Below are 19,842 nucleotides of genomic sequence, written 5' to 3' on the forward strand. Positions count from 1 at the left end.
AAAACACCCGCAAGCCAGGCACAATCGGCCTTGGCAATACGGGTGCTTCCCTTATTGTTACATCGCATCTCGGTATCTTGTTATTTGTAAAATATACAGGATCTTCCTTCGATTTGTCAATCCGCCGACGGTAAGGGACATCCCCTATCTAGGCTGTAAGTCGGCCTGCATATATTCCAGCTTGCGGATAATCTCCTTTTGCCATTTAACATCCCCCAGACCGACCGCGAGGTTCAGCAGGTCCAAGTAATCGTCGATTTGCAGCGAAGATTTACGGGTAGATACTTTCATGGGCTTCCTACTCCTTTTTATGTGAAAAATAAATAAGTTCCTGTTCAAATGAAGATAATGATAATCATTATCAGATGCTGTTAATTATCATTATGCACAATTAAGGGCAAAAAGTAAATAACGAGTATCTAATAAAATACGGAGAAGCTTGACAACCTCCAGGATTTATGGAAAATGAGGAGAAATAATACAAGGGAGGCACTATGGAAACTGAATCTTTGTTAAAAGTGGAAGAGCTGGCGCTTAAAAAGTACAAAATCTTCAAGCAAAGCCAGCTTCGTTACATCGCCAGAGCCATGCTTGCGAGCATGTTCATCGGATTCGGGGTCATCGTAGCCTTCAAGAGCGGAAACTTTTTTTACATGGAGCAATCCCCGCTGACTTATCCGATGGCCGCCATTACGTTCGGCGCGGCAATTATCCTGATCGCTTATGGCGGAGGGGACCTCTTCACCGGAAATACGTTTTACTATACTTATGCGGCGCTGCGGAAGAAGCTGAAATGGCTTCAGGTCGTTAAACTGTGGGTTCTTAGTTATATCGGGAATATATTAGGAGCCTGCGCCTTTGCGCTGCTGATCTACCTGACCGGACTTTTTGACGATTCCTCTGTCAACAGCTTCCTGCTGAATGTGGTAGAGCATAAGATGAGCACCTCGACCATAGAGCTGTTTTTTAGGGCAATTCTATGTAACTGGCTGGTCTGCCTGGCTTTCTTCATTCCTATGTCCTTGCAGGGGGATGGCGCCAAAATGTTTGCGATGATGCTGTTCGTGTTCTGCTTCTTCATTTCGGGATACGAGCACAGTATAGCTAATATGTGTACATTCGCAATTGCGTTGGTGCTCAACCATCCGGGCACCATTTCCTTCGGCGGGGTCGTGCACAATTTGGTTCCAGTTACGCTGGGTAATTTGGTAGGCGGTGTATTGCTGATGGGCTTTATGTACTATTTTGTCAATAAACCGTTCCTGGATGCGGAAAATCACGAAAAATTGCCGAAAAAATAGGGCTTATAAGACCGGATTCTCTCTTAAGTGCAGAGGCCGGTCTTTTTTGCGTGCAGTTCCGCGTTGAATTTTTAGGTAAAAAAGCCTATTTGAACTTTCAAAATTATGTTAAAATTAAACGAAATAGGATGAATATCCTGGAAAACAGCTCCATAGTCACTGTTTCTGTCACAATGACTCCCGCTCCTTGTTCTCCCACTCTATCCTTCTTTGCTAGGCGGCCGGGTATACGATCATAATTCAAAGGGTGCATGATGATGAAGCGAATACTTTGGATGTTCATTTTTGCCGTCATACTTTTTACTTCCTTCTATAATCCGGCTTTTGGAGAGGGCAGTTCCAGGCATAATGTGACTTACTACACCGAGCTCGACTACCCGCCTTATAAATTTAACCAGCATGGATATCCCTCCGGCTTCGATCTGGAACTGACCCGGATGCTGTTTGAAGAGGATAAATATTCAATTTATTATACATTTGATAATTGGGAATCCGCCTATAATAAACTCAAGAACCAGGAGATCGATACCGTCGGTCTGATGGCGGTTTCGGATAGCCGTAAGGATGATTTGCTATATTCCAAACCCGTCATGCGTACATATACCGGCGTCTATGTGAGGGAATATTTCGAAGATCAGGTGACGCTTGCAACGCTGCAAAATTTCAAGATCGGCGTGGCAGCGGGACAATATACGGAACAACAGCTCAAGGTTAGCGCCGGAGTGGAGGATTACAGCAGTTTTCCGACCGTTGAGGAAGGGTTGATGGCGTTAAGAGAGGGATCGATTGATCTTCTGTTCGAGAACCAGCATGTCGTCAATTACTTAATGGTCAAAGAGGGAATGAATAAGGAAATTCGCCAGGTGTTGTACGATTTGTATCCTGTAGACATTGCTTATGGCGTCAGTAAAGGTTCGCCCCAAATGGTGGAATATATCAATAAAAGAATTGACGAACTGCGCGGGGAGCAAAGCTACGAAGCTTTATATGAAAGGTATTTCTTCAAGCATTCCGATTTTTACATGGAAAGAATCCGAAATCGTTATATATTGGCCGGCTTCATTCTTGTTTTCTTCCTTGTCTTGAGTTATGTGCTCCTTAAGCTGTACATTAACCGGCTTCGGAGAGCGATTCATGGGGAACAGCAATTCTCCAAGGATGTGCTGGATCATACGAATCTATTTATCTGGGCCGTGCAGGGCGATAAAACAACCGTCCGCCTTAATAAATATGCCGAGTGGCTGACCGGGATCAAGGAAGAGACCGCGATCGGAACCAAGTACAATGAACTTCCCGGCCTGAAGGATCGTTACAAGGAGTTGTTCACCCTTCTCGACGATGCGCTGTCCATGAAATTCGTGGACAACCGGGAGATGACGCTGTTGTGCGCGGACGGGAGCCCTTCCAAAGTGTTTCTGTTCCGGTCTTCTACGATCCGCGGCTTATCCGGGGACCCGGATGTGTTCGTGGTGGCGGGGATGGATATCCAGGATCGCAAGGTATATGAGAACAAACTGCAAAACAGTTATCAGGAACTTGAAGCTACATATGAAGAGCTGGCGGCGACTCAGGAAGAGATGGAACGACAGTTCGATGAGTTGATCAAAAAAGAGGACAAGCTCCGTATCAGCGAGGAGCGATTCAGATTGGCCACCTTGGGATCCGGTGCGGTGATCTGGGATACGGTACCCTCTACGGGGGATTACTTCGTCTCCGATCGGCTGTTCGAGCTGCTGGGTTACGAGCGGGACGAGATTCAGTCGACGCTGGGTGGTTGGATGGACCTGATCCATCCCGATGATGTTAAGCGCATCACAAAGCTGCGGCAGGAGTACTTGAACGGAGAGAGTCCTGTTTATGAGGGCGAATATCGCATGCGCAAAAAGGATGGATCTTATATCTGGATCCAAGCCAGAGGCAGGCTCCGTAAAAACCATGAAGGCCAGGTCGTTCGGTTCGCCGGGTCCATGATCGATATCACTGACCGTAAGGAATCCGAGCTCCGGCTACAGCAAAGCAACCACGAGTTGGAGGCGATGTGCGAAGAGTTGACGGCGACTCAGGATGAATTGCGGATCAACTATGAACAGTTGCTGGAGAATCAGGAAATGCTGCGCCGGAACGAGGAACGTTATCGGTTAGTTACAGAAGCCTCGAATGGAGGCATCTGGGAATTCGATCTGGTAAGGAAACGGTATTATTACTCCCAACGATGGTTCGAACTGCTCGGATATTCTCATGACGATCACGTGACGAATGAGATGGTTACGGATATCGTTCATCCGGATGACATTGAGAAATATCAGCGCGAGTTGGAGGCGGCCAAGAAAAATGGCAAGTCCCTGTTCGAATGCGAATATCGGCTGCGCATGAAAAATGGAGAGTACCGCTGGTTCCAGGGTAGAGGAAAGACGGTTCTTAATGAAGCCGGCGAATCCATCCGGTTTATAGGCTCGATTTCAGATATCAATGAGCTGAAGCTGTCCCAGGAGCGTTTGCAGCACTTGGCATACTACGATGCGCTTAGCGATCTGCCAAACCGGTTGTATCTGCTGGAGGAATTGGAATTGGTCTTCTCCCGTCCCGATGGGAAAGCGGCTCTGTTCTTCGTGGATACGGACAATTTTAAATACATAAATGATACGCTTGGCCACAAATTCGGCGATCGTTTGCTGATAGAAGCCAGCGCTCGTCTCTCCAATATCATTGGAGATGAAGGAATTCTGTTCCGGCTCGGCGGGGATGAATTCGTCATTCTTATGAAGGAAATCGAACGGAAGGAGCGGGCCGTTGAGCTGGCCGATCGGCTGCTGGACGGGTTCAAAACGCCGTTTCATATCAATGACAGCGATCTCTATGTATCCGTGAGCATCGGGATTTCATACTATCCGCAAGACGGGACGAACGCAGAGGAAATACTGAAAAATGCGGACGTGGCCATGTATGCCGCCAAAGAAGCGGGCAAAGGGAAGTACATGATCTTCGATCCTTCATTCCTTCAAGCGTTTAATGAACGGGTCCAACTGGAAAAGTACCTGCGGCAAGGATTACAAAACGAGGAGTTTCTGTTATACTATCAGCCGCAGCTTAGCTTGAAAACCGGCAGAATTATTGGGTTTGAATCGCTGATCCGCTGGAATAGTCCGGAGCTCGGATTCGTATCGCCACTTACGTTTATCAAGGTTGCGGAAGACAGCAGACTGATTATTCCCATAGGGGATTGGGTTATTTTGCAGGCTTGCATGTTTGCCAAGCGGTTACAGGATCAAGGGCACGGACACTATAAAATTGCGGTCAATATTTCGGTGATCCAACTGATTCAGGACAATTTCGTCGATAAAGTAATGGAGTCGCTGGAAATAACGGGGCTTGAACCGGAATTATTGGAACTCGAAATCACTGAATCGACGATTGTGGAGTCGTTTGACCAACTGATCCCGAATCTTTCCTTCCTTAGATCCAAAGGGATTCAAATTGCTCTCGATGATTTCGGAACCGGATACTCGTCTCTCGGGTATCTGAAACAAATGCCGATTACGACGCTGAAAATCGATAAAACTTTTATCGAGCATGTGCCTAACGATGACGATAACCGTTCTTTGGCCCGGGCAATTGTATTGATCGGCAGAAAGATGGGACTCAAGGTCGTGGCAGAAGGCGTGGAAACGGCCCGGCAAATGCAGTATGTCAAACGGGCAAAATGCGATGTAATTCAGGGATACCTTATCAGCAAGCCGCTTCCTGAGAAGGAGGCGATCCGGCTTATCCGGAGTAATCCTGTTTACGACATCGGCGGAAAAACTTCCGCCTTGCAGCATCCTGAATGAGGGAAATTGTATATTTGGGAGCAGGAGGATTCATACAGACTTCTCGGTTTTATCACATCATGTAGGGAGGATCCTCATTGAAAAAAATTATTCTGGATGTAGATACGGGCGTGGATGATGCAATGGCTATCGTCTATGCCGCACACTCTCCCGAGCTGGAACTGATCGGGATTACGACTTGCTTCGGGAATGTTACGGTAGCGGAAGCTACGCGAAATACGCTGGCGGTGCTGGAGAAGCTGGACAAGCCGGTTCCCGTTATAGAAGGAGCCAAGGAAACTCTGCGCCGCGGGGAAAAGGCCCGTTACTCGAGGCATGTTCATGGAGAGGACGGGCTTGGAAACGCACTGAGTACGCCGCCGCAGGGCCAAGCTGAACCGGGAATAGCGGCGGACTATATCATTGATCAGGTAACGCGCTATCCGGGTGAACTGACGATCATAGCGGTGGGTCCGTTGACCAATCTGGCGCTGGCGATTGAAAAGGAGCCGGGAATCGTGACCTTGGTCAAGGAAGTGATCGTGATGGGCGGTGCGGTTACCGTACCCGGCAATGTTACGCCATACGGGGAGGCCAATATTGTGGCCGATCCGGAAGCTGCAGCCGTGGTATTCGGATCTGGATTGCCGCTGACGCTGGTCGGACTGGATGTCACGCTGCAAACGCTGCTGCCGAGAACGCAGCTGGATGCTTGGCGGTCGTCCGGCCGGAACGATGCGATCTTCCTTGCGGAGATGAGCGAGTTCTATATGGAATTTTACGAATCGACTTATCCTGGAAAAGGAGGCTGCGGCCTGCATGACCCGTTAGCGGTAGGGGTTGCCGTGGACCCAAGCCTGGTCCGGATGGAGCTGATGCGGGTAACGGTCGTTACCGAGGGCGAACAAACCGGCAGAACCGTAGGTTCGACGGAAGGCGAACCGAAAATCAGCGTTTGTACCGGCGTTGACGCGGATCGATTCCTGAAGCATTTTACGAGCCGAATTATAGGCGGGGAAGTTTAATATTAAAAGCGCGAGTAGCGGGGGATGCCTCCTGCTACTCGCGCTTTTTTTGTAGAAGATCTAGTCGATGGTTACGTCCGGGTCCGTAAGGAAAGCCGTAATCGGCATGGAAGCGGCGCCGAGCGCGGTGGAGCGGATGCCCAGCTTGGCGAAATCGACATGCGTCTTTTTGCGGTGATACGATAAGCTCCGGCTCTCAATCGTGCGCAGCATGGCATCTTCAAACAACTCGCCGGCCAGCGACAAGCGGTTGCCTATGACGATGAGCTCCGGATTGAGGATGTTGACCAGATTGGCCAGCCCGACGCCGAGTTGGGAGCCGATCTCGTTTAACAGGGAAACGGCGGCAGGATCGCCTTGTTTGGCCGCCTTCATGATGCTCTCCAGATTAGGAGCTTCATCATGTTCATCTAGGGCTGCAGCACGGTCAAGCAAGGCCTTCTCCGAGGCCAGCGTTTCCCAGCAGCCCCGGTTGCCGCAGCGGCAGAGCGGTCCATTTTCCGCAATCGTCATATGTCCTACCTCGCCGGAGAAGTTGGAAGTTCCCCGGTATAACTCCCCGCCAACGATAATTCCTGAGCCGATCCCGACGCCAAGACTTAAGTAAATCAAATTGAGCGAATCGCGGCCGGCACCGTACAGCTTCTCGCCAATCGCTCCGGCGTTCGCCTCATTATCAATATGAATGTTGTCGCTGAATTCCGCCGCCAGGGCGCCTGCCAGATCGACGTTGTCCCAGCCCAGGTTAGGAGCGGAAACGACTCGGTTCTTTTCATTAACGAGTCCGGGAACTCCGATGCCGATCCCGACGATCCCGTAAGGGGACTCGGGGAGCTTTCGTTTAAGCAGCAAAATCGTTTTTCGAACTTGCTCAAGGACCTTCTCTGGAGAGAAGTCCGTTAAAGACACGCTTTTCTCATGGAGGACGTTCCCCTCCAAGTCAACCAAGATAGCCAGCAGATCGCTGACCCGGATATCTATGCCGATGGCGAAGCCTGCATTTTTATTGAATAGTAGCAGCGTCGGCTTACGTCCGCCGCTCGATTCGCCCGGACCGATCTCCGTAACGAGATTGCTGTCGATCAGTTCGGAAACGAGCGAGGAAACGGTCGCTTTATTTAAGCCAATACCGGCTGAAATATCTGCACGGGACAAGGGCTGGCGCTGACGAATGGTGTCCAGCACGATGCTCTTGTTCATTTTTTTAATCAACTGCTGGTCGCCGGTAATTTTCATGATAATCCTCCGTATAGACTTGCTCTTATTTGCCATCATATCATAAAAACAAAAAGGTAACTGAATAACTTAGTTAGTTTACTAGACAAACTAAGTATAACGTGATACGATCTAGTTGAAAAGGGCATGCAGACAAATCTACAGGGCATGCTACTTAAGAAATCATGTTCAAACAATCAGGTTTTCAGCATCCGAGATTGCAACATGTCCGAAATTTGATTTGTTGAACCATCTTTTTAAGGGAGCCCATGAAAGGGCTTACTAAAATCCAAATCATGCAGGGAGGACTCAAAAGTGAGTTATTTCAAGAACATTAGCAAAATTCAGTATGAAGGCGCAGGCTCCAACAACCCTCTGGCATTTAAACATTATAACGAAAACGAAGTCGTACTCGGAAAATCGATGAAAGAACACCTCCGGTTTGCTGTAGCTTACTGGCATACATTCACAATGAACGGTACCGATCCTTTCGGTGCGGCTAACATGATCCGTCCTTGGGAGACTGTATCCGGCCTGGATCTGGCTAAAGAACGCGTAGAAGTTAACTTTGAATTCCTTCAAAAACTCGGCGCTCCTTACTACTGCTTCCATGACGTCGACGTAGCTCCTGAAGGCGCAACTTTGAAAGAATCCAACCAGAACCTCGACGTAATCGTTGCTAAATTGAAAGAAGGCATGAAGGATACGGGCGTTAAGCTGCTTTGGAATACGGCTAACATGTTCTCCAATCCACGTTACGTCCATGGTGCAGCAACAACTTCGAACGCCGACGTATTCGCTTACGCTGCAGCTCAAGTTAAAAAAGGCTTGGAAACAGCAGTTGAACTGGGCTCTGAAAACTATGTGTTCTGGGGCGGACGTGAAGGTTACGAATCCCTGTTGAATACGGATATGGGCCTTGAGCTTGACAACCTGGCAAGATTCTTCCAAATGGCGATTGACTACGCTAAGGAAATCGGCTTCAAAGGCCAATTCCTGATCGAGCCAAAACCAAAAGAGCCTACAAAACACCAATACGATTTCGACGCGGCTACTACAATCGCGTTCCTGCAAAAATACAACTTGCAAGATCATTTCAAACTCAACCTGGAAGCTAACCATGCTACGCTCGCAGGTCACACTTTTGAACATGAATTGCGCGTCGCCCGCTTGAACAACATGCTCGGTTCGATCGACGCCAACCAAGGCGACATGCTGCTCGGCTGGGATACGGACGAATTCCCGACTGATCTGTATTCCGTTACCCTTGCTATGTACGAAATTCTCGAAAACGGCGGCATCGGCTCCGGCGGCGTAAACTTCGACGCTAAAGTAAGACGTACTTCTTTCGAGCCTGAGGATCTGTTCTACGCTCATATCGCAGGTATGGATACTTTTGCGAAAGGCCTGAAAGTGGCTGCAAAAATGAAAGAAGAAAAATTCATCGACGGATTGCTCGAAGAGCGCTATTCCAGCTTCAAATCCGGCATCGGCGCCGACATCGTGTCCGGCAAAGCCAACTTCAAATCGTTGGAAGCTTATGCTCTTGAGCACAGCGACATCCGCAACAAATCGAACCACCTCGAGCTGGTTAAAGCCCGCTTGAACGAGTACATCTTCGGAACAAAATAAGCAATCGGAACGAAACGACTACCGGTGCGATTGATCTTTGATTGAAACAGCAAAAAGGGACGCCTGCCGTCCCTTTTTGTGGTATTTGGCCTGCTTGGTTGGGCACGGCTTAACTGACTAGTTGAATGAAGGGAGAGCGTCACGGATGAAATACGTTATTGGGATTGACCTTGGCACAAGCTCGGTAAAAACGGTGCTAGTGAACAAGGAAGGAGAAATCAAAGGGGAAGCTACGGCTGCGTACCCGCTGATTCAGGAGCGTCCGGGCTACAGCGAGCAGAATCCGGAGGAATGGGTGAACGGAACGGTCGCCTGCCTGAAGCAATTGCTTCAGGAAAACAGCGTTTCGGGGGAAGATATCGAAGGCGTGTCCTTCTCGGGACAGATGCACGGCATGGTTTTGCTGGATGAGCAGAATCATGTGCTGCGCAATGCGATTCTGTGGAACGATACCCGCACGACGAAGGAGTGCCGGGAAATCGAGCAGAAGCTCGGCGGCAAGCTGCTCGACATTACGCGTAATGCGGCCTTGGAAGGATTTACGTTGCCGAAAATCCTGTGGGTGCAAAAGCATGAGCCCGAGCTGTTCGCCAAGGCGGCACGGTTCGTGCTGCCGAAGGATTATCTGCGCTACCGGATGACCGGGCGCGTAGAGATGGAAATCTCCGATGCCGCAGGCACGCTGCTGCTGAACGTTCCGGAAGGGGCCTGGAGCGAGGAAATCGCTCAGGCGTTCGGCCTTCCGGAAGGGTTCTGCCCGCCGCTGGTCGGCAGCACGGAGCAAACCGGCACGCTGCTGCCGGAATTCGCGCAGCAGTGCGGGCTCTCGCCGAACACCCGGGTGTTCGGCGGCGGCGCGGACAATGCCTGCGGCGCGGTAGGCGCCGGCATTGTCCGGAAGGGCGATGCGTTGTGCAGCATCGGCACATCCGGCGTTGTCCTCACGTACGAAGAGGACAAGAACAAGGACTTCGCCGGCAAGGTGCACTTCTTCAACCATGCGCATCCGGGCGCTTTTTACGCCATGGGTGTAACCCTGGCGGCCGGCTACTCGTTGAGCTGGTTTAAGGACTCGCTCGCGCCGGAGCTCAGCTTCAATGAATTGCTGGAGCCGGTCGGCTCGCTGCCTCCGGGCGCGGACGGCCTGTTGTTCACGCCATACCTGGTCGGCGAACGCACGCCGCACGCGGACAGCGTCATTCGCGGCAGCTTCATCGGCTTGTCCGGCACGCACCGCCGCGAGCACCTCGCCCGCGCCGTGATGGAAGGCATCACGTTCTCGCTGGCCGAGTCCGTGGCCTTGTTCCGCGAAGCCGGCATCACGGTCGAACGCGTCATCTCCATTGGTGGGGGTGCCAAGAATCCGGTCTGGCTGCAAATGCAGGCCGACATCTTCGGCACGCCGGTCGTCTCGCTGAAGAACGAGCAAGGCCCGGCCATGGGCTCCGCTATGATGGCCGCTGTCGGCTGCGGCTGGTTCGGCAGCCTGAAAGAATGCGCCGACAAGTTTATCGGCTACGGCAAAACCTACGAGCCGATTCCGGCCAACGTAGAAATCTACGGCCGCCTGTTCAAGCTGTATCAGCAAGTTTATTCCGCCATCCGTTCGCTGAACGAAGGATTGCAGGAATTCCGCGGCTAAACCGGAGGATCGAATAGACAATTAAAAGCGCGAGACCCTTTACGCTGTAAGGGGTCTCGCGCTTTTGACGTTAAAGAGCTGAACTAGGCGCTCTGTTGGATAATTAACTGTATTTTCTACAGTTAATTGACTCGAATTCGGTCATTTTGGATGATTAGCTGTATTTTGTACAGTAAATTTTCATCATTTCTGCGCTTTTCGCTGGGAAGAGCCTAAATTAGCTGTAGGATTTCCAGTTAATTTGCTCGAGACTGGTCTATCGTGCGAAATAACTGTAGATTTTGCAGTTAATTATTAGGGCAGACTGGTTGAAATGCACAGAAAGCTGAGCTTGATGAGTTCGACTAATGATTCCGAGTGATGATTCAGACTGGTAATCCGGTCCAGCAGCGCAGCAAGCAGCACGTTGGCCCGTTCCTGAGACGTTCGGCCAAGTGCATGAATTAGTTACTTTAACTAACTGGTGACCAAACCGCGCGCATTATGCAAACCTCCCAGTAACATTTCATCCTTGAGTACCTATTAGAGTAACTTTTCGGTTGTTCAGAATAATTAACTGTATTTTCTACAGTTAATTGCCCTGAATTCGGTCATTTTGGATGATTAGCTGTATTTTGTACAGTTAATTTTCATCTTTTCTGCGCCTTTCGCTGGGAAGAGCCTAAATTAGCTGTAGGATTTCCAGTTAATTTGCTCGAAACTGGTCTATCGTGCGAAATAACTGTAGATTTTGCAGTTAATTATTAGGGCAGACTGGTTGAGATGTACAGAGAGCTCAGCTTGGTGAGTTCGACTAATGATTCCGAGTGATGATCCAGACTGGTGATCCGGTCCAGCAACGCAATAGCCTGTTCCTCAGTCGTCCCGCCAAGTGCATGAATTAGTTACTTTAACTAACTGGTGACCAAACCGCGCGCATTATGCAAACCTCCCAGTAACATTCCATCCTTGAGTACCTATTAGAGTAACTTTTTGGTTGTTCAGAATAATTAACTGCATTTTCTACAGTTAATTGCCTTGAATTCAAACATTTCAGGTAATTAGCTGTAATATCTACAGTTAATTCTCCACCTTTTTGCCTTTTTCGCTGAAAGAGCCTAAATTAGCTGTAGAATTTACATTTAAATGTCCCGGAGTCGGTTTATCGAGAGAATTAACTGCAGGTTTTGCAGTTAATTCTCCGAGCCGAGCCGGGCTGGGCTAAGCGATGGCGTTACACCTCCGACAGCTGGCCATCCTCGATGTACACGACGCGGTCGCACAGGTCGAGCATACGTTGGTCATGGGTAACCATGACGGCGGCTTTGCCGCGATGCTTGACCTCGTCGGCTAGCATCTGTACGACGTCGCGGCCGCGCTCGGAGTCGAGGCTGGCCGTCGGCTCGTCGGCGAGGATGATCTCAGGGTCGTTCATCCAGGCACGAGCGATGGCCGCACGTTGGCGTTCTCCTCCGGAGAGAGACTCGGGATAGCGGGTCAGCCGGTGGCCTAGTCCGAGACGTTCGAGCAGGGCGTCGGCTTTCTTTTTCGACTCCGCCTTCGGCTTGCCGGCCAATTCCCCAATCAGCAGCAATTGATCTCTGATGGTCAGATAGGGGATCAGGTTGGCGGATTGAAATATGAATCCGATTTTGGCGAGCCGGACATCGTTCAGTTCGGAACCGCTCAGTTTGCTGACATCTTGTCCGCCGATCAGGACTCTGCCCCGAGTCGGGGATAGCAGAGCGCCGGCAATAGAGAGGAACGTGCTTTTTCCGGCTCCGGACGGGCCGACGACAGCCACGAATTCCCCGGCCTTCACCTCTAGCGATACCCGGTCAAGCACCTTGACCTCGGCATCTCCGTCGCCGTACACTTTGCTGACCTGATCGAGCAGCAACTTGCTGTCGCCGTTCGAATCGGAGCGTGCCCAAAACTTCACATCTTGTTCTTTTGTCATCGTGCTCATTATGCAGCCCTCCCAATAGCTTCGATCGCATCTACTTTAGCAACCCGATAAAGCGACAGCAGCGAGCCGGCCACGGCAACGACCAGGAATAGCAGCGCACTGCCGCCGACCAGGCTGAAATTTAATTCAAAAGGCATGCTGTCCGGCAGTACGGCCGAAACGCCGTATGTTAAGGCGATCCCGATGGCCAGACTGAACACGGAAAGAGACAGCACTTGGGCGAGCAGGCTGCGGGCCAGAAATCCCGTCTTTGCACCGATCGCTTTGAGCACGCCGAACTGATTGATTTTCTGAATTGTGATTACGTAAAAGAATACAGCCAGGACAAACGCCGCAATGATAAACAGAAACGCGATCATCATCAGCAGGGAACCTTGTTCTTCCTTGTATCCGGGTATACCTTTGAGAGCCTCGGCTTTACTGATGACATCGACGCCGGATACCTGTGCGCCGACCTCTGCGGCTGTCGAGCCGGAGCCCTTAAAAGCAATGGCGTTAAAAACAACGCCAGCCCCTCCTTCGCCAGCACCATTCACTTCCCCAGTGGCACTTACCTCTCCAGCAGCACTCACAGCGCCATCAGTACTCGCACCACCAGCAGCAGTTGCACCTCCGTCAGCACTCGAATCAGCCGCAGCACTTAGACCTTCTTTAGCACTCACTTCCCCAGTGGCACTTACCTCACCAGCAGCAGTTGCACCTCCGTCAGCACTCGAATCAGCCGCAGCACTTACACCTTCATTAGCACTCACTTCCCCAGCAGCACTTACCTCACCAGTACCACCATCAGCACTCACTTCACCCACAGCACCGCTTCCCCCCATAGCCCGCGGTCCACTCGCTTGCATTGTTTCCCACGCCGCAAAATTCACATGGAGAACGGGCGAGTGGCTGAACGATTGCCCCTCCGAAAAGCCGACGATCGTAAATTGCCGGCCGGAGGTCTGGTCTTCAATGATATCTCCGAGCTTCAAGCCCTCCGCCTTAAAAGAAGAGTCCGCAACGACCTCCTCCGCGGCATCCGCGCCGATCATCCGTCCTTCCGTCACCTTCGGAGCAAGCATACCGTCCGCTTCGACCGCGAAGAAGGTCGCGTCGATTTTTTTAAGCGAACCCGCTTGGGTTACCGCAGACATCTGAACCCCCAACGGTTCAGCCATCGCCGTATCGCTGGCGTCACGATCCGAAGAGTTTACCGCCGCGTCCGCGCCCATAGCCAGTCTAACCTGCTCCAGCGCGTCCCCCGTAAGCGCCGACCGGCTTAACCGGTGATCGCTGTTTTGATCCAGCACCAGATAATCCGCGTTCATATTTTGAATTGAAGAGGCGTTATCGGAGGATAGTCCTTTGGCGAGGCCGGAAACAAACAACACCAGCCAGGCGATCAGAACCATGATTAATGAAATCAGCATATAACGCGTCTTAGAATGCTTTAGTTCACGTAGGGCTAAAAACATCTCTATTCCACTCCAGTCCTGTTATCTATTTTTTCGAGCGAGCGATGACTCGCTGCATCTATAAATATAAACAGGATGTATGAACTGAATATGAACGGAAGCTGAGCCGGCAATGAATCCATTAATGAATCTATTAATGCACTCTATTAATGAATCGGCAGCCGGATGCGGAACTGCGTTCCTTTTCCGGGTTCGCTTTCGACGTGAATTTCCCCGCCATGCATTTCGATGATCTTCTCTACGATCGCCAGTCCCAACCCGCTGCTGCCCTCTTTCCGGTTTCTCGATTTATCGGCCCGGTAGAAGCGCTGGAAAATATTCGGCAGGTCGCTTTCGGAGATCCCGATGCCGGTATCGGCAATTTCCACCGCGATATAATCCTTCCCGTCCGGACGAAGCCGGACCGAAATCGTACCGCCTTCCTCCGTAAATTTGATGCTGTTGGTGATCAGATTGATCCATACCTGATGCAGCAATTTGCTGTCCGCTTGAATAAAGAGCGAAGGCAGATCCATTTTGATCGCCAGCTCTTTTTCACGCCAGCTCCATTCGGTCATGAACAGCACTTGCTTGATTTGGGCCCCTACATCCAATGACCCTTTCTCCAGAATCGTTTCCTCTTTCTCCAGCGAGGCAAGGGTCAGCAGTTGTTTGCTCAATTGCGATATTCTCCGGCTTTCATCCTCAATAATCGAAAGGTAATGCCGGCGCTGTTCCTCCGGCAGATCGGCGGTCAGCAGCGTGTGCGAAAATCCTTGGATCGACGCCAGCGGCGACTGGATTTCGTGAGAGACGTTGGAGACGAATTCCTGGCGCATCGCTTCAAGCTGTTCCAGGCTTTTGGCCATATGGGCGAAATTAACGGCGAGCTTTCCGATTTCATCGTCCCGTTTTACGTCCAGCTTGATGTTGTATTTACCGCGAGCCAGCATTTTGGTGGCCTCCGTCAATTTAACGATAGGCTTGACCATATACCGGGTGCTGAACGCCACCAGAATGATACTAAGCAGAATGGAAACGACAAGGATGATCGCGAAAAAGGTCCGCATTTCCCCGAACTGAACCATAGCGTTAGGACGGAGAAAAAGGGCGTAAGCCGGTTCGCCCGCTCTATGGAGCGGCACGCCGATCGTATTGCGGAGATCGTTGTCGAAGAACCCGGTAATGAACAAACCCGTGGGGAATTCCGTAATTCCATGATACGTCTGACCTTCGAGAACCGACCGGACCGTTCCCGGATCGATCCCGGTTTTCCGGAAGCTTTGCCCGTAAAAAGCATCCTGGCCCTGCTCGTCCACCAAATAAAACTGATATCCGAGCTTTCCGATATGGTCCAGATACGGGGCAAGGGGCAGCTCGCCGTTGTCCTCGTAGAAATGCTTGATTTGCTCGGCCATATGAGCGACCTTACTGTCATTATAAGATTTGAGCTTGTACTGGTAATAAAGGTTGGAGGTCAGAAAAGCGATCGAGCTGCTAAGAATCATCACAAGCACGGTGGTGGCGACGATACGGTGGTAGAGGTTCTTCACTTGGCAGCCTCCAGTTTATAACCCACGCCGCGAACCGTAGTGATCGTAAAGTCGCCGCAGTCCGAGAACCGGTCCCGCAGTCGCTTGATATGCACATCGACCGTTCGGTCATCGCCGGCAAAATCAAAGCCCCAAATATGGGCGATTAGCTCTTCACGCGTAAAAATCCGGTTCGGGTAGCTGGCCAATTGGGACAGTAACTCGAATTCCTTCATGGGGAGCAGCAGCTGTTCTCCTTTGCACAACACTTCATAGCTTTTCCGGTCAATGACCGTATCACCCAGCCGAATCGTTTCCGCGTTTACCATCTGATAGCGCCGGAGCAGCGCCTTGGTGCGAAAGAGCAGCTCCTTCGGCTCAAACGGCTTCGTGACGTAATCATCGGTCCCTACGGCAAAGCCTTGTTCCTTGTCGGACAACTGATCTTTGGCCGTCAGCAAAATGACCGGCACATCATAATCCTCCCTGATTTCTTTACAGAGCTGAAATCCGTCCTTCCCGGGCATCATGACATCTATAATGGCCAGATGAACGGGCCGCGCTTCCAAAATAGCCGAAGCCTCGGTTCCGTCGGCGGCTTCGATGACTCCATAGCCTTCTCCTTGCAAATAATAAGTCAACAACTCCCGGATATGGGGGTCGTCGTCGGCAATTAAAATATGGATCACGGTTTAAGCATCTCCTTGACTGGATTTCTCCTGCTATCTACGAATGATGACAATATATCTTAACTGCGGAAATTATACAATTAAGCAGTTATCCAAAATAATGAAATCACCACTTGGCCACCCGCAGTGCTTGCTTGGTCATGTTATAATTTTGATGATCGGCCGCCTGGCGGAAAGGAGAGAGATATGATCGTAGGAGACATCTACCGAAAATACTTCAAAAACAACCTGTTCATGAAAATCATCCTGTTCTTCTCCGTAGTCATGATTTTGACGATCATTACGTTCTCCTATCTGATGTACCGGGTGATGTCGGAAGCTGCGGTTCAGCGGCAAATGGACGTGCAAAAAAGCGCGTTAGAAAGCGTATCGAATTACATTTCCGGCAAATACGAGTCCGTTCAGCGGATGCTGCGCGACGTCTATCGTGACCGGGAGCTGGCTTATAATATGTCCTATTTTATGGAGCACCCTTATCAGGATTATGTGAAGTACAGGCTGGACCGGTTCTTCAACGATACGGGTTCCCCTACGGACACGGTGCAGTATTTCAGAAATCAGGTCGAGGATGACCCGGATATTTTGAGTCTTATGCTGTACAGCGCGGATATGCAGCAATTATACGCCTATAATAGTTTCAAGCAGTTTAAAATCATATCGACCAACGCTTCACGTTCCTATGTTCCCGATGCGATGTATCTGGAGCAAGAAAGCGGCGTTTCCCTGCCGAACATCTGGATTCGCAAGACGATCGGCATGCCGCAAACGCCGATGTATTCGGTTCGGGTTCCCGTCAATAATAATTTGTCTCTGCGAAACATGGGGCAGCTGGTTGTCTATTTCGACACGAACCGGGTGCAGGAGAGCCTGGAACGTTTCAGCGATAATCTGAAAGGCCAAATTCTTGTCATTTCAAGCAAAGGCGATGTTTTGTTCGATAGTTCGGGCACGTATTACGGACGCGTATATCCTCATTTTGAACAGGTCAATTCCGCGTATGACAATGGGATGATAGCCGATGGTCTGATCGTCACCAAACTGATTCAAAATCAGGGCGGGTTCACTGTCCTCAGCACGATTCCGAAAAATGAGCTTGCCAAAACTTATCGCGGCATCCGGAACACGATCTTGACGATCAGTTTAATTTGTATCTTGGTGGCGATTATCCTGCCGTCCCTGTTTATCAGCAACTTTGCCAAACGGACCTATGGGATTGTCCGCTTTACGCGCAAAGTAAGAAACGGCGATTTGTCGGTGCGCATCGAAGACGACCGTGATGATGAGCTCGGGCTCATCTCCAAGAGCTTTAACAGTGTGCTCGATAATTTAAACCTGTATATAAACCGGGTCTATAAAGCTGAAATCAAGCAAAAGCAATCCGAATTGAAAGCGCTGGAATCCAGGGTCAACCCTCACTTTTTGTATAACACGCTGGAAGTGATCCGCATGCGCGCCGTTTCGCAGGGAGCGAACGATGTAGGCGAAATGATCTACAGCCTGTCGATGCTCTTCAAAAACTATGTGCAGCAAAAGCGGAACTACACGCTAAAGGATGAACTGGAAGCATGCCGCATGTATCTGGAGCTGTTTCGGATCCGCTATAAGGATAGGCTTGCGTATGAAATACAATTTGACAAAGGGCTTGAAACCAGACCGGTGATGAAAATGGCGCTTCAGCCGATCATCGAAAATTACATCGTCCATGGACTGCGGACAGACCGGGACGATAACTTCGTCTCGATTTCCGTATTTCCTTCCGATGGAGGATTAGCGCAAGCAAAGGTAGAGGACAACGGGCGAGGAATTTCCCCGGCCAGGCTGGAAGAAATTAATCAGGGGCTTCAGAAGCCCGATGAATACTCGGAATCTTTCGGCCTGCGGAGCATTCACGAAAGGTTGAAGCTGCTGTACGGGGATGCTTATGGGGTGGAAGTACACAGCGAAGAGGGGAAAGGCACGACTGTAATCGTGAATTTTCCTGAGCTAGAGGAAGGTGACCGGAATGTATAAAGTATTTCTTGTGGATGATGAACCGTTTATCATCGAAGGATTGTACGATATCGTGGATTGGGCCCAGCTCGGTATGGAGATCGTCGGCCAGGCCGAGAATGGGAAAGCCGCTCTTCAGGCATTGCACGAAAAGCCGGTAGACATTCTGATTACCGACATTTCGATGCCGGAAATGACCGGTCTGCAACTGATCCGAGAGGCGCGTAAGTTCAAGCCGGCTTTGAAGGTGATCGTGTTAAGCGGGTATGACGAATTTGCCTATTTGAAAGAAGGCATGGCGTTAGGCATTGAGAATTACTTACTGAAACCGATCAATCTGGAGGAGTTCCGCGGGACCTTGGCGAGCGTCCGCGACAAGCTTGAAGTGTCCCGGAGCAATGAGGCCTTGAACGAATATAGCATCCGTATTTTGCGGGATAATGTCATGCACCGCTGGGTGTACAATCAAATCGGCACGCTGGAATTCAAAGAGAGAGCCGACCTGCTCGGGATCGACATCGACAAGCCGCTGGTGCTGATTTCGCTGCTGCGGTTCAGGCTGAACTCCACAGGCGCCTTTGATCTGGTCGAACGGGAGCTTAGCGGTGATCCAAGCGTGATCCCGTTCCGTAACAATGATAGCGATATTGTGCTGCTGCATCATTTTGAGGATTCAGGGCAGGGTAAACAAGAGGTGCAAGCGAGAATCGACCGCCTTACTTCTATTTTGTTCTCCTTTCAGCCCCAAATCTCCCTTGGCAGTGTAGAGAACAGGGATACGGGCGCTTCGCTCAGCTATGAAAATGCGAAGAAGGCCCAAGAGTATTTCATGATTTTTCCGGAGAAAAACGTCATCAGCTACGACGAACTGAACGCCCGTTCTGCGACCACCGCCGAGGCGTCTTCCTTTGATTGGAACGAAAGCTCGAGACTGCTGCTTGCTCGGGACAAAGAGGGACTTTTCGCATTAATCGACCGGCAGTTCACCTCCCTTGGCGAATCGGGTGCTGCGTCCCCGGCACTGCTTCAGGAAGTAGCCCTGGAGTGGATGATCCGCATTAAGCTGGAATTGCAGGAAATTCGCCATTCCGAAGACGTCGGATTGTTTTCGGGCGGATTTGAACAGATCCAATCGGCAACCACGGTGGAAGAGCTTGCAGCCATTGTGAAACAAACCGCAGCGGCGGTCATGGAGGCCATGACCCGGGATGTGAAGAGTCCGGTCGTACAGCAGGTGCTGAACACGATTCAGAATTCCTACAACCAGGATCTCTCGCTGAAGACGCTGGCGAACACGTACAAGATCCATCCGGTTTATTTGGGTCAGCTGTTTCATAAAGAAGTAGGCGAATCGTTCACCGAGTATATCAACCGTTACCGGATCGACAAAGCCAAGGAAATGCTGAAGACGACACATCAGAAAGTACATGAAATCGCCCGTAATGTCGGGTACTGGGAAACTGGATATTTTTACAAACAATTCAAAAGGTATGTCGGTGTATCCCCCACGGAATTTAAAGGGTTAGGCTAGCATTTTTCTGCTGGCCGACTCTTTTCTTTATTTTGAACCATGATTTATTTATTTTCACTTCTATTTGAAAATGCTTTCATGATTTACAGTAAATAT

Annotated in this window: 13 protein-coding genes; 7 read left to right on the forward strand and 6 right to left on the reverse strand. The window is 50.3% G+C overall.

Features of this window, described 5'->3' with window-relative positions; all coding sequences use genetic code 11:
• Positions 1 to 144 precede the first annotated feature (144 nt).
• Entirely contained in the window at positions 145 to 291 is a 147-nt protein-coding gene (locus KJS57_RS08655) for a hypothetical protein (RefSeq protein ID WP_211022328.1), read from the reverse strand.
• A 203-nt stretch (positions 292 to 494) separates the two neighbouring features.
• Here KJS57_RS08655 and KJS57_RS08660 point away from each other — a divergent pair, with 203 nt between their 5' ends.
• The 3 genes from KJS57_RS08660 (at position 495) to KJS57_RS08670 (ending at position 6,132) form a co-directional block, all read left to right on the forward strand.
• Positions 495 to 1,301, forward strand: a complete 807-nt coding sequence (locus tag KJS57_RS08660; protein WP_211022327.1) for a formate/nitrite transporter family protein — start codon at positions 495 to 497, stop codon at positions 1,299 to 1,301.
• Positions 1,302 to 1,558: 257 nt separating this feature from the next.
• Entirely contained in the window at positions 1,559 to 5,128 is a 3,570-nt protein-coding gene (locus KJS57_RS08665) for an EAL domain-containing protein (protein WP_213654442.1), read from the forward strand.
• A gap of 77 nt (positions 5,129 to 5,205) precedes the next feature.
• Positions 5,206 to 6,132, forward strand: a complete 927-nt coding sequence (locus tag KJS57_RS08670; RefSeq protein ID WP_213654443.1) for a nucleoside hydrolase — start codon at positions 5,206 to 5,208, stop codon at positions 6,130 to 6,132.
• Between the two features lie 60 nt (positions 6,133 to 6,192).
• Here KJS57_RS08670 and KJS57_RS08675 read toward each other — a convergent pair whose 3' ends face one another.
• Complete coding sequence (locus KJS57_RS08675; RefSeq protein WP_213654444.1) at positions 6,193 to 7,368, reverse strand: ROK family transcriptional regulator; 1,176 nt, start codon at positions 7,366 to 7,368, stop codon at positions 6,193 to 6,195.
• Positions 7,369 to 7,662: 294 nt separating this feature from the next.
• Here KJS57_RS08675 and xylA point away from each other — a divergent pair, with 294 nt between their 5' ends.
• Complete coding sequence (gene xylA, locus KJS57_RS08680) at positions 7,663 to 8,979, forward strand: xylose isomerase (RefSeq protein ID WP_213654445.1); 1,317 nt, start codon at positions 7,663 to 7,665, stop codon at positions 8,977 to 8,979.
• Between the two features lie 145 nt (positions 8,980 to 9,124).
• Positions 9,125 to 10,621 carry a xylulokinase gene (gene xylB / locus KJS57_RS08685; protein ID WP_213654446.1) on the forward strand — a complete coding sequence of 499 codons (1,497 nt, stop codon included), beginning with the start codon at positions 9,125 to 9,127 and terminating at the stop codon, positions 10,619 to 10,621.
• 1,213 nt (positions 10,622 to 11,834) lie between these two features.
• Here xylB and KJS57_RS08690 read toward each other — a convergent pair.
• From KJS57_RS08690 to KJS57_RS08705, 4 genes are all read right to left on the reverse strand, one after another.
• Positions 11,835 to 12,560, reverse strand: coding sequence for an ABC transporter ATP-binding protein (locus tag KJS57_RS08690; RefSeq protein ID WP_213654530.1), 726 nt, complete (start codon positions 12,558 to 12,560; stop codon positions 11,835 to 11,837).
• A gap of 8 nt (positions 12,561 to 12,568) precedes the next feature.
• Positions 12,569 to 13,981 carry an ABC transporter permease gene (locus KJS57_RS26680; RefSeq protein ID WP_306434208.1) on the reverse strand — a complete coding sequence of 471 codons (1,413 nt, stop codon included), beginning with the start codon at positions 13,979 to 13,981 and terminating at the stop codon, positions 12,569 to 12,571.
• Positions 13,982 to 14,172: 191 nt separating this feature from the next.
• On the reverse strand, positions 14,173 to 15,558 hold the full coding sequence (locus tag KJS57_RS08700; protein ID WP_213654447.1) for a sensor histidine kinase: 1,386 nt from the start codon (positions 15,556 to 15,558) through the stop codon (positions 14,173 to 14,175).
• Positions 15,555 to 16,226: a response regulator transcription factor gene (locus KJS57_RS08705; protein ID WP_211022320.1), complete on the reverse strand. Its 672-nt coding sequence runs from the start codon at positions 16,224 to 16,226 to the stop codon at positions 15,555 to 15,557. The genes KJS57_RS08700 and KJS57_RS08705 overlap by 4 nt, the downstream gene beginning before the upstream one ends.
• A gap of 186 nt (positions 16,227 to 16,412) precedes the next feature.
• Here KJS57_RS08705 and KJS57_RS08710 point away from each other — a divergent pair, with 186 nt between their 5' ends.
• Positions 16,413 to 18,236: a sensor histidine kinase gene (locus tag KJS57_RS08710; protein WP_213654448.1), complete on the forward strand. Its 1,824-nt coding sequence runs from the start codon at positions 16,413 to 16,415 to the stop codon at positions 18,234 to 18,236.
• The gene (locus KJS57_RS08715) at positions 18,229 to 19,746 is read left to right on the forward strand and encodes a response regulator transcription factor (protein ID WP_213654449.1); all 1,518 of its coding nucleotides are present in this window, start codon (positions 18,229 to 18,231) and stop codon (positions 19,744 to 19,746) included. The genes KJS57_RS08710 and KJS57_RS08715 overlap by 8 nt, the downstream gene beginning before the upstream one ends.
• Positions 19,747 to 19,842: the final 96 nt, after the last annotated feature.

Source organism: Paenibacillus vini (assembly GCF_018403325.1).
Classification (GTDB): domain Bacteria; phylum Bacillota; class Bacilli; order Paenibacillales; family Paenibacillaceae; genus Fontibacillus; species Fontibacillus vini.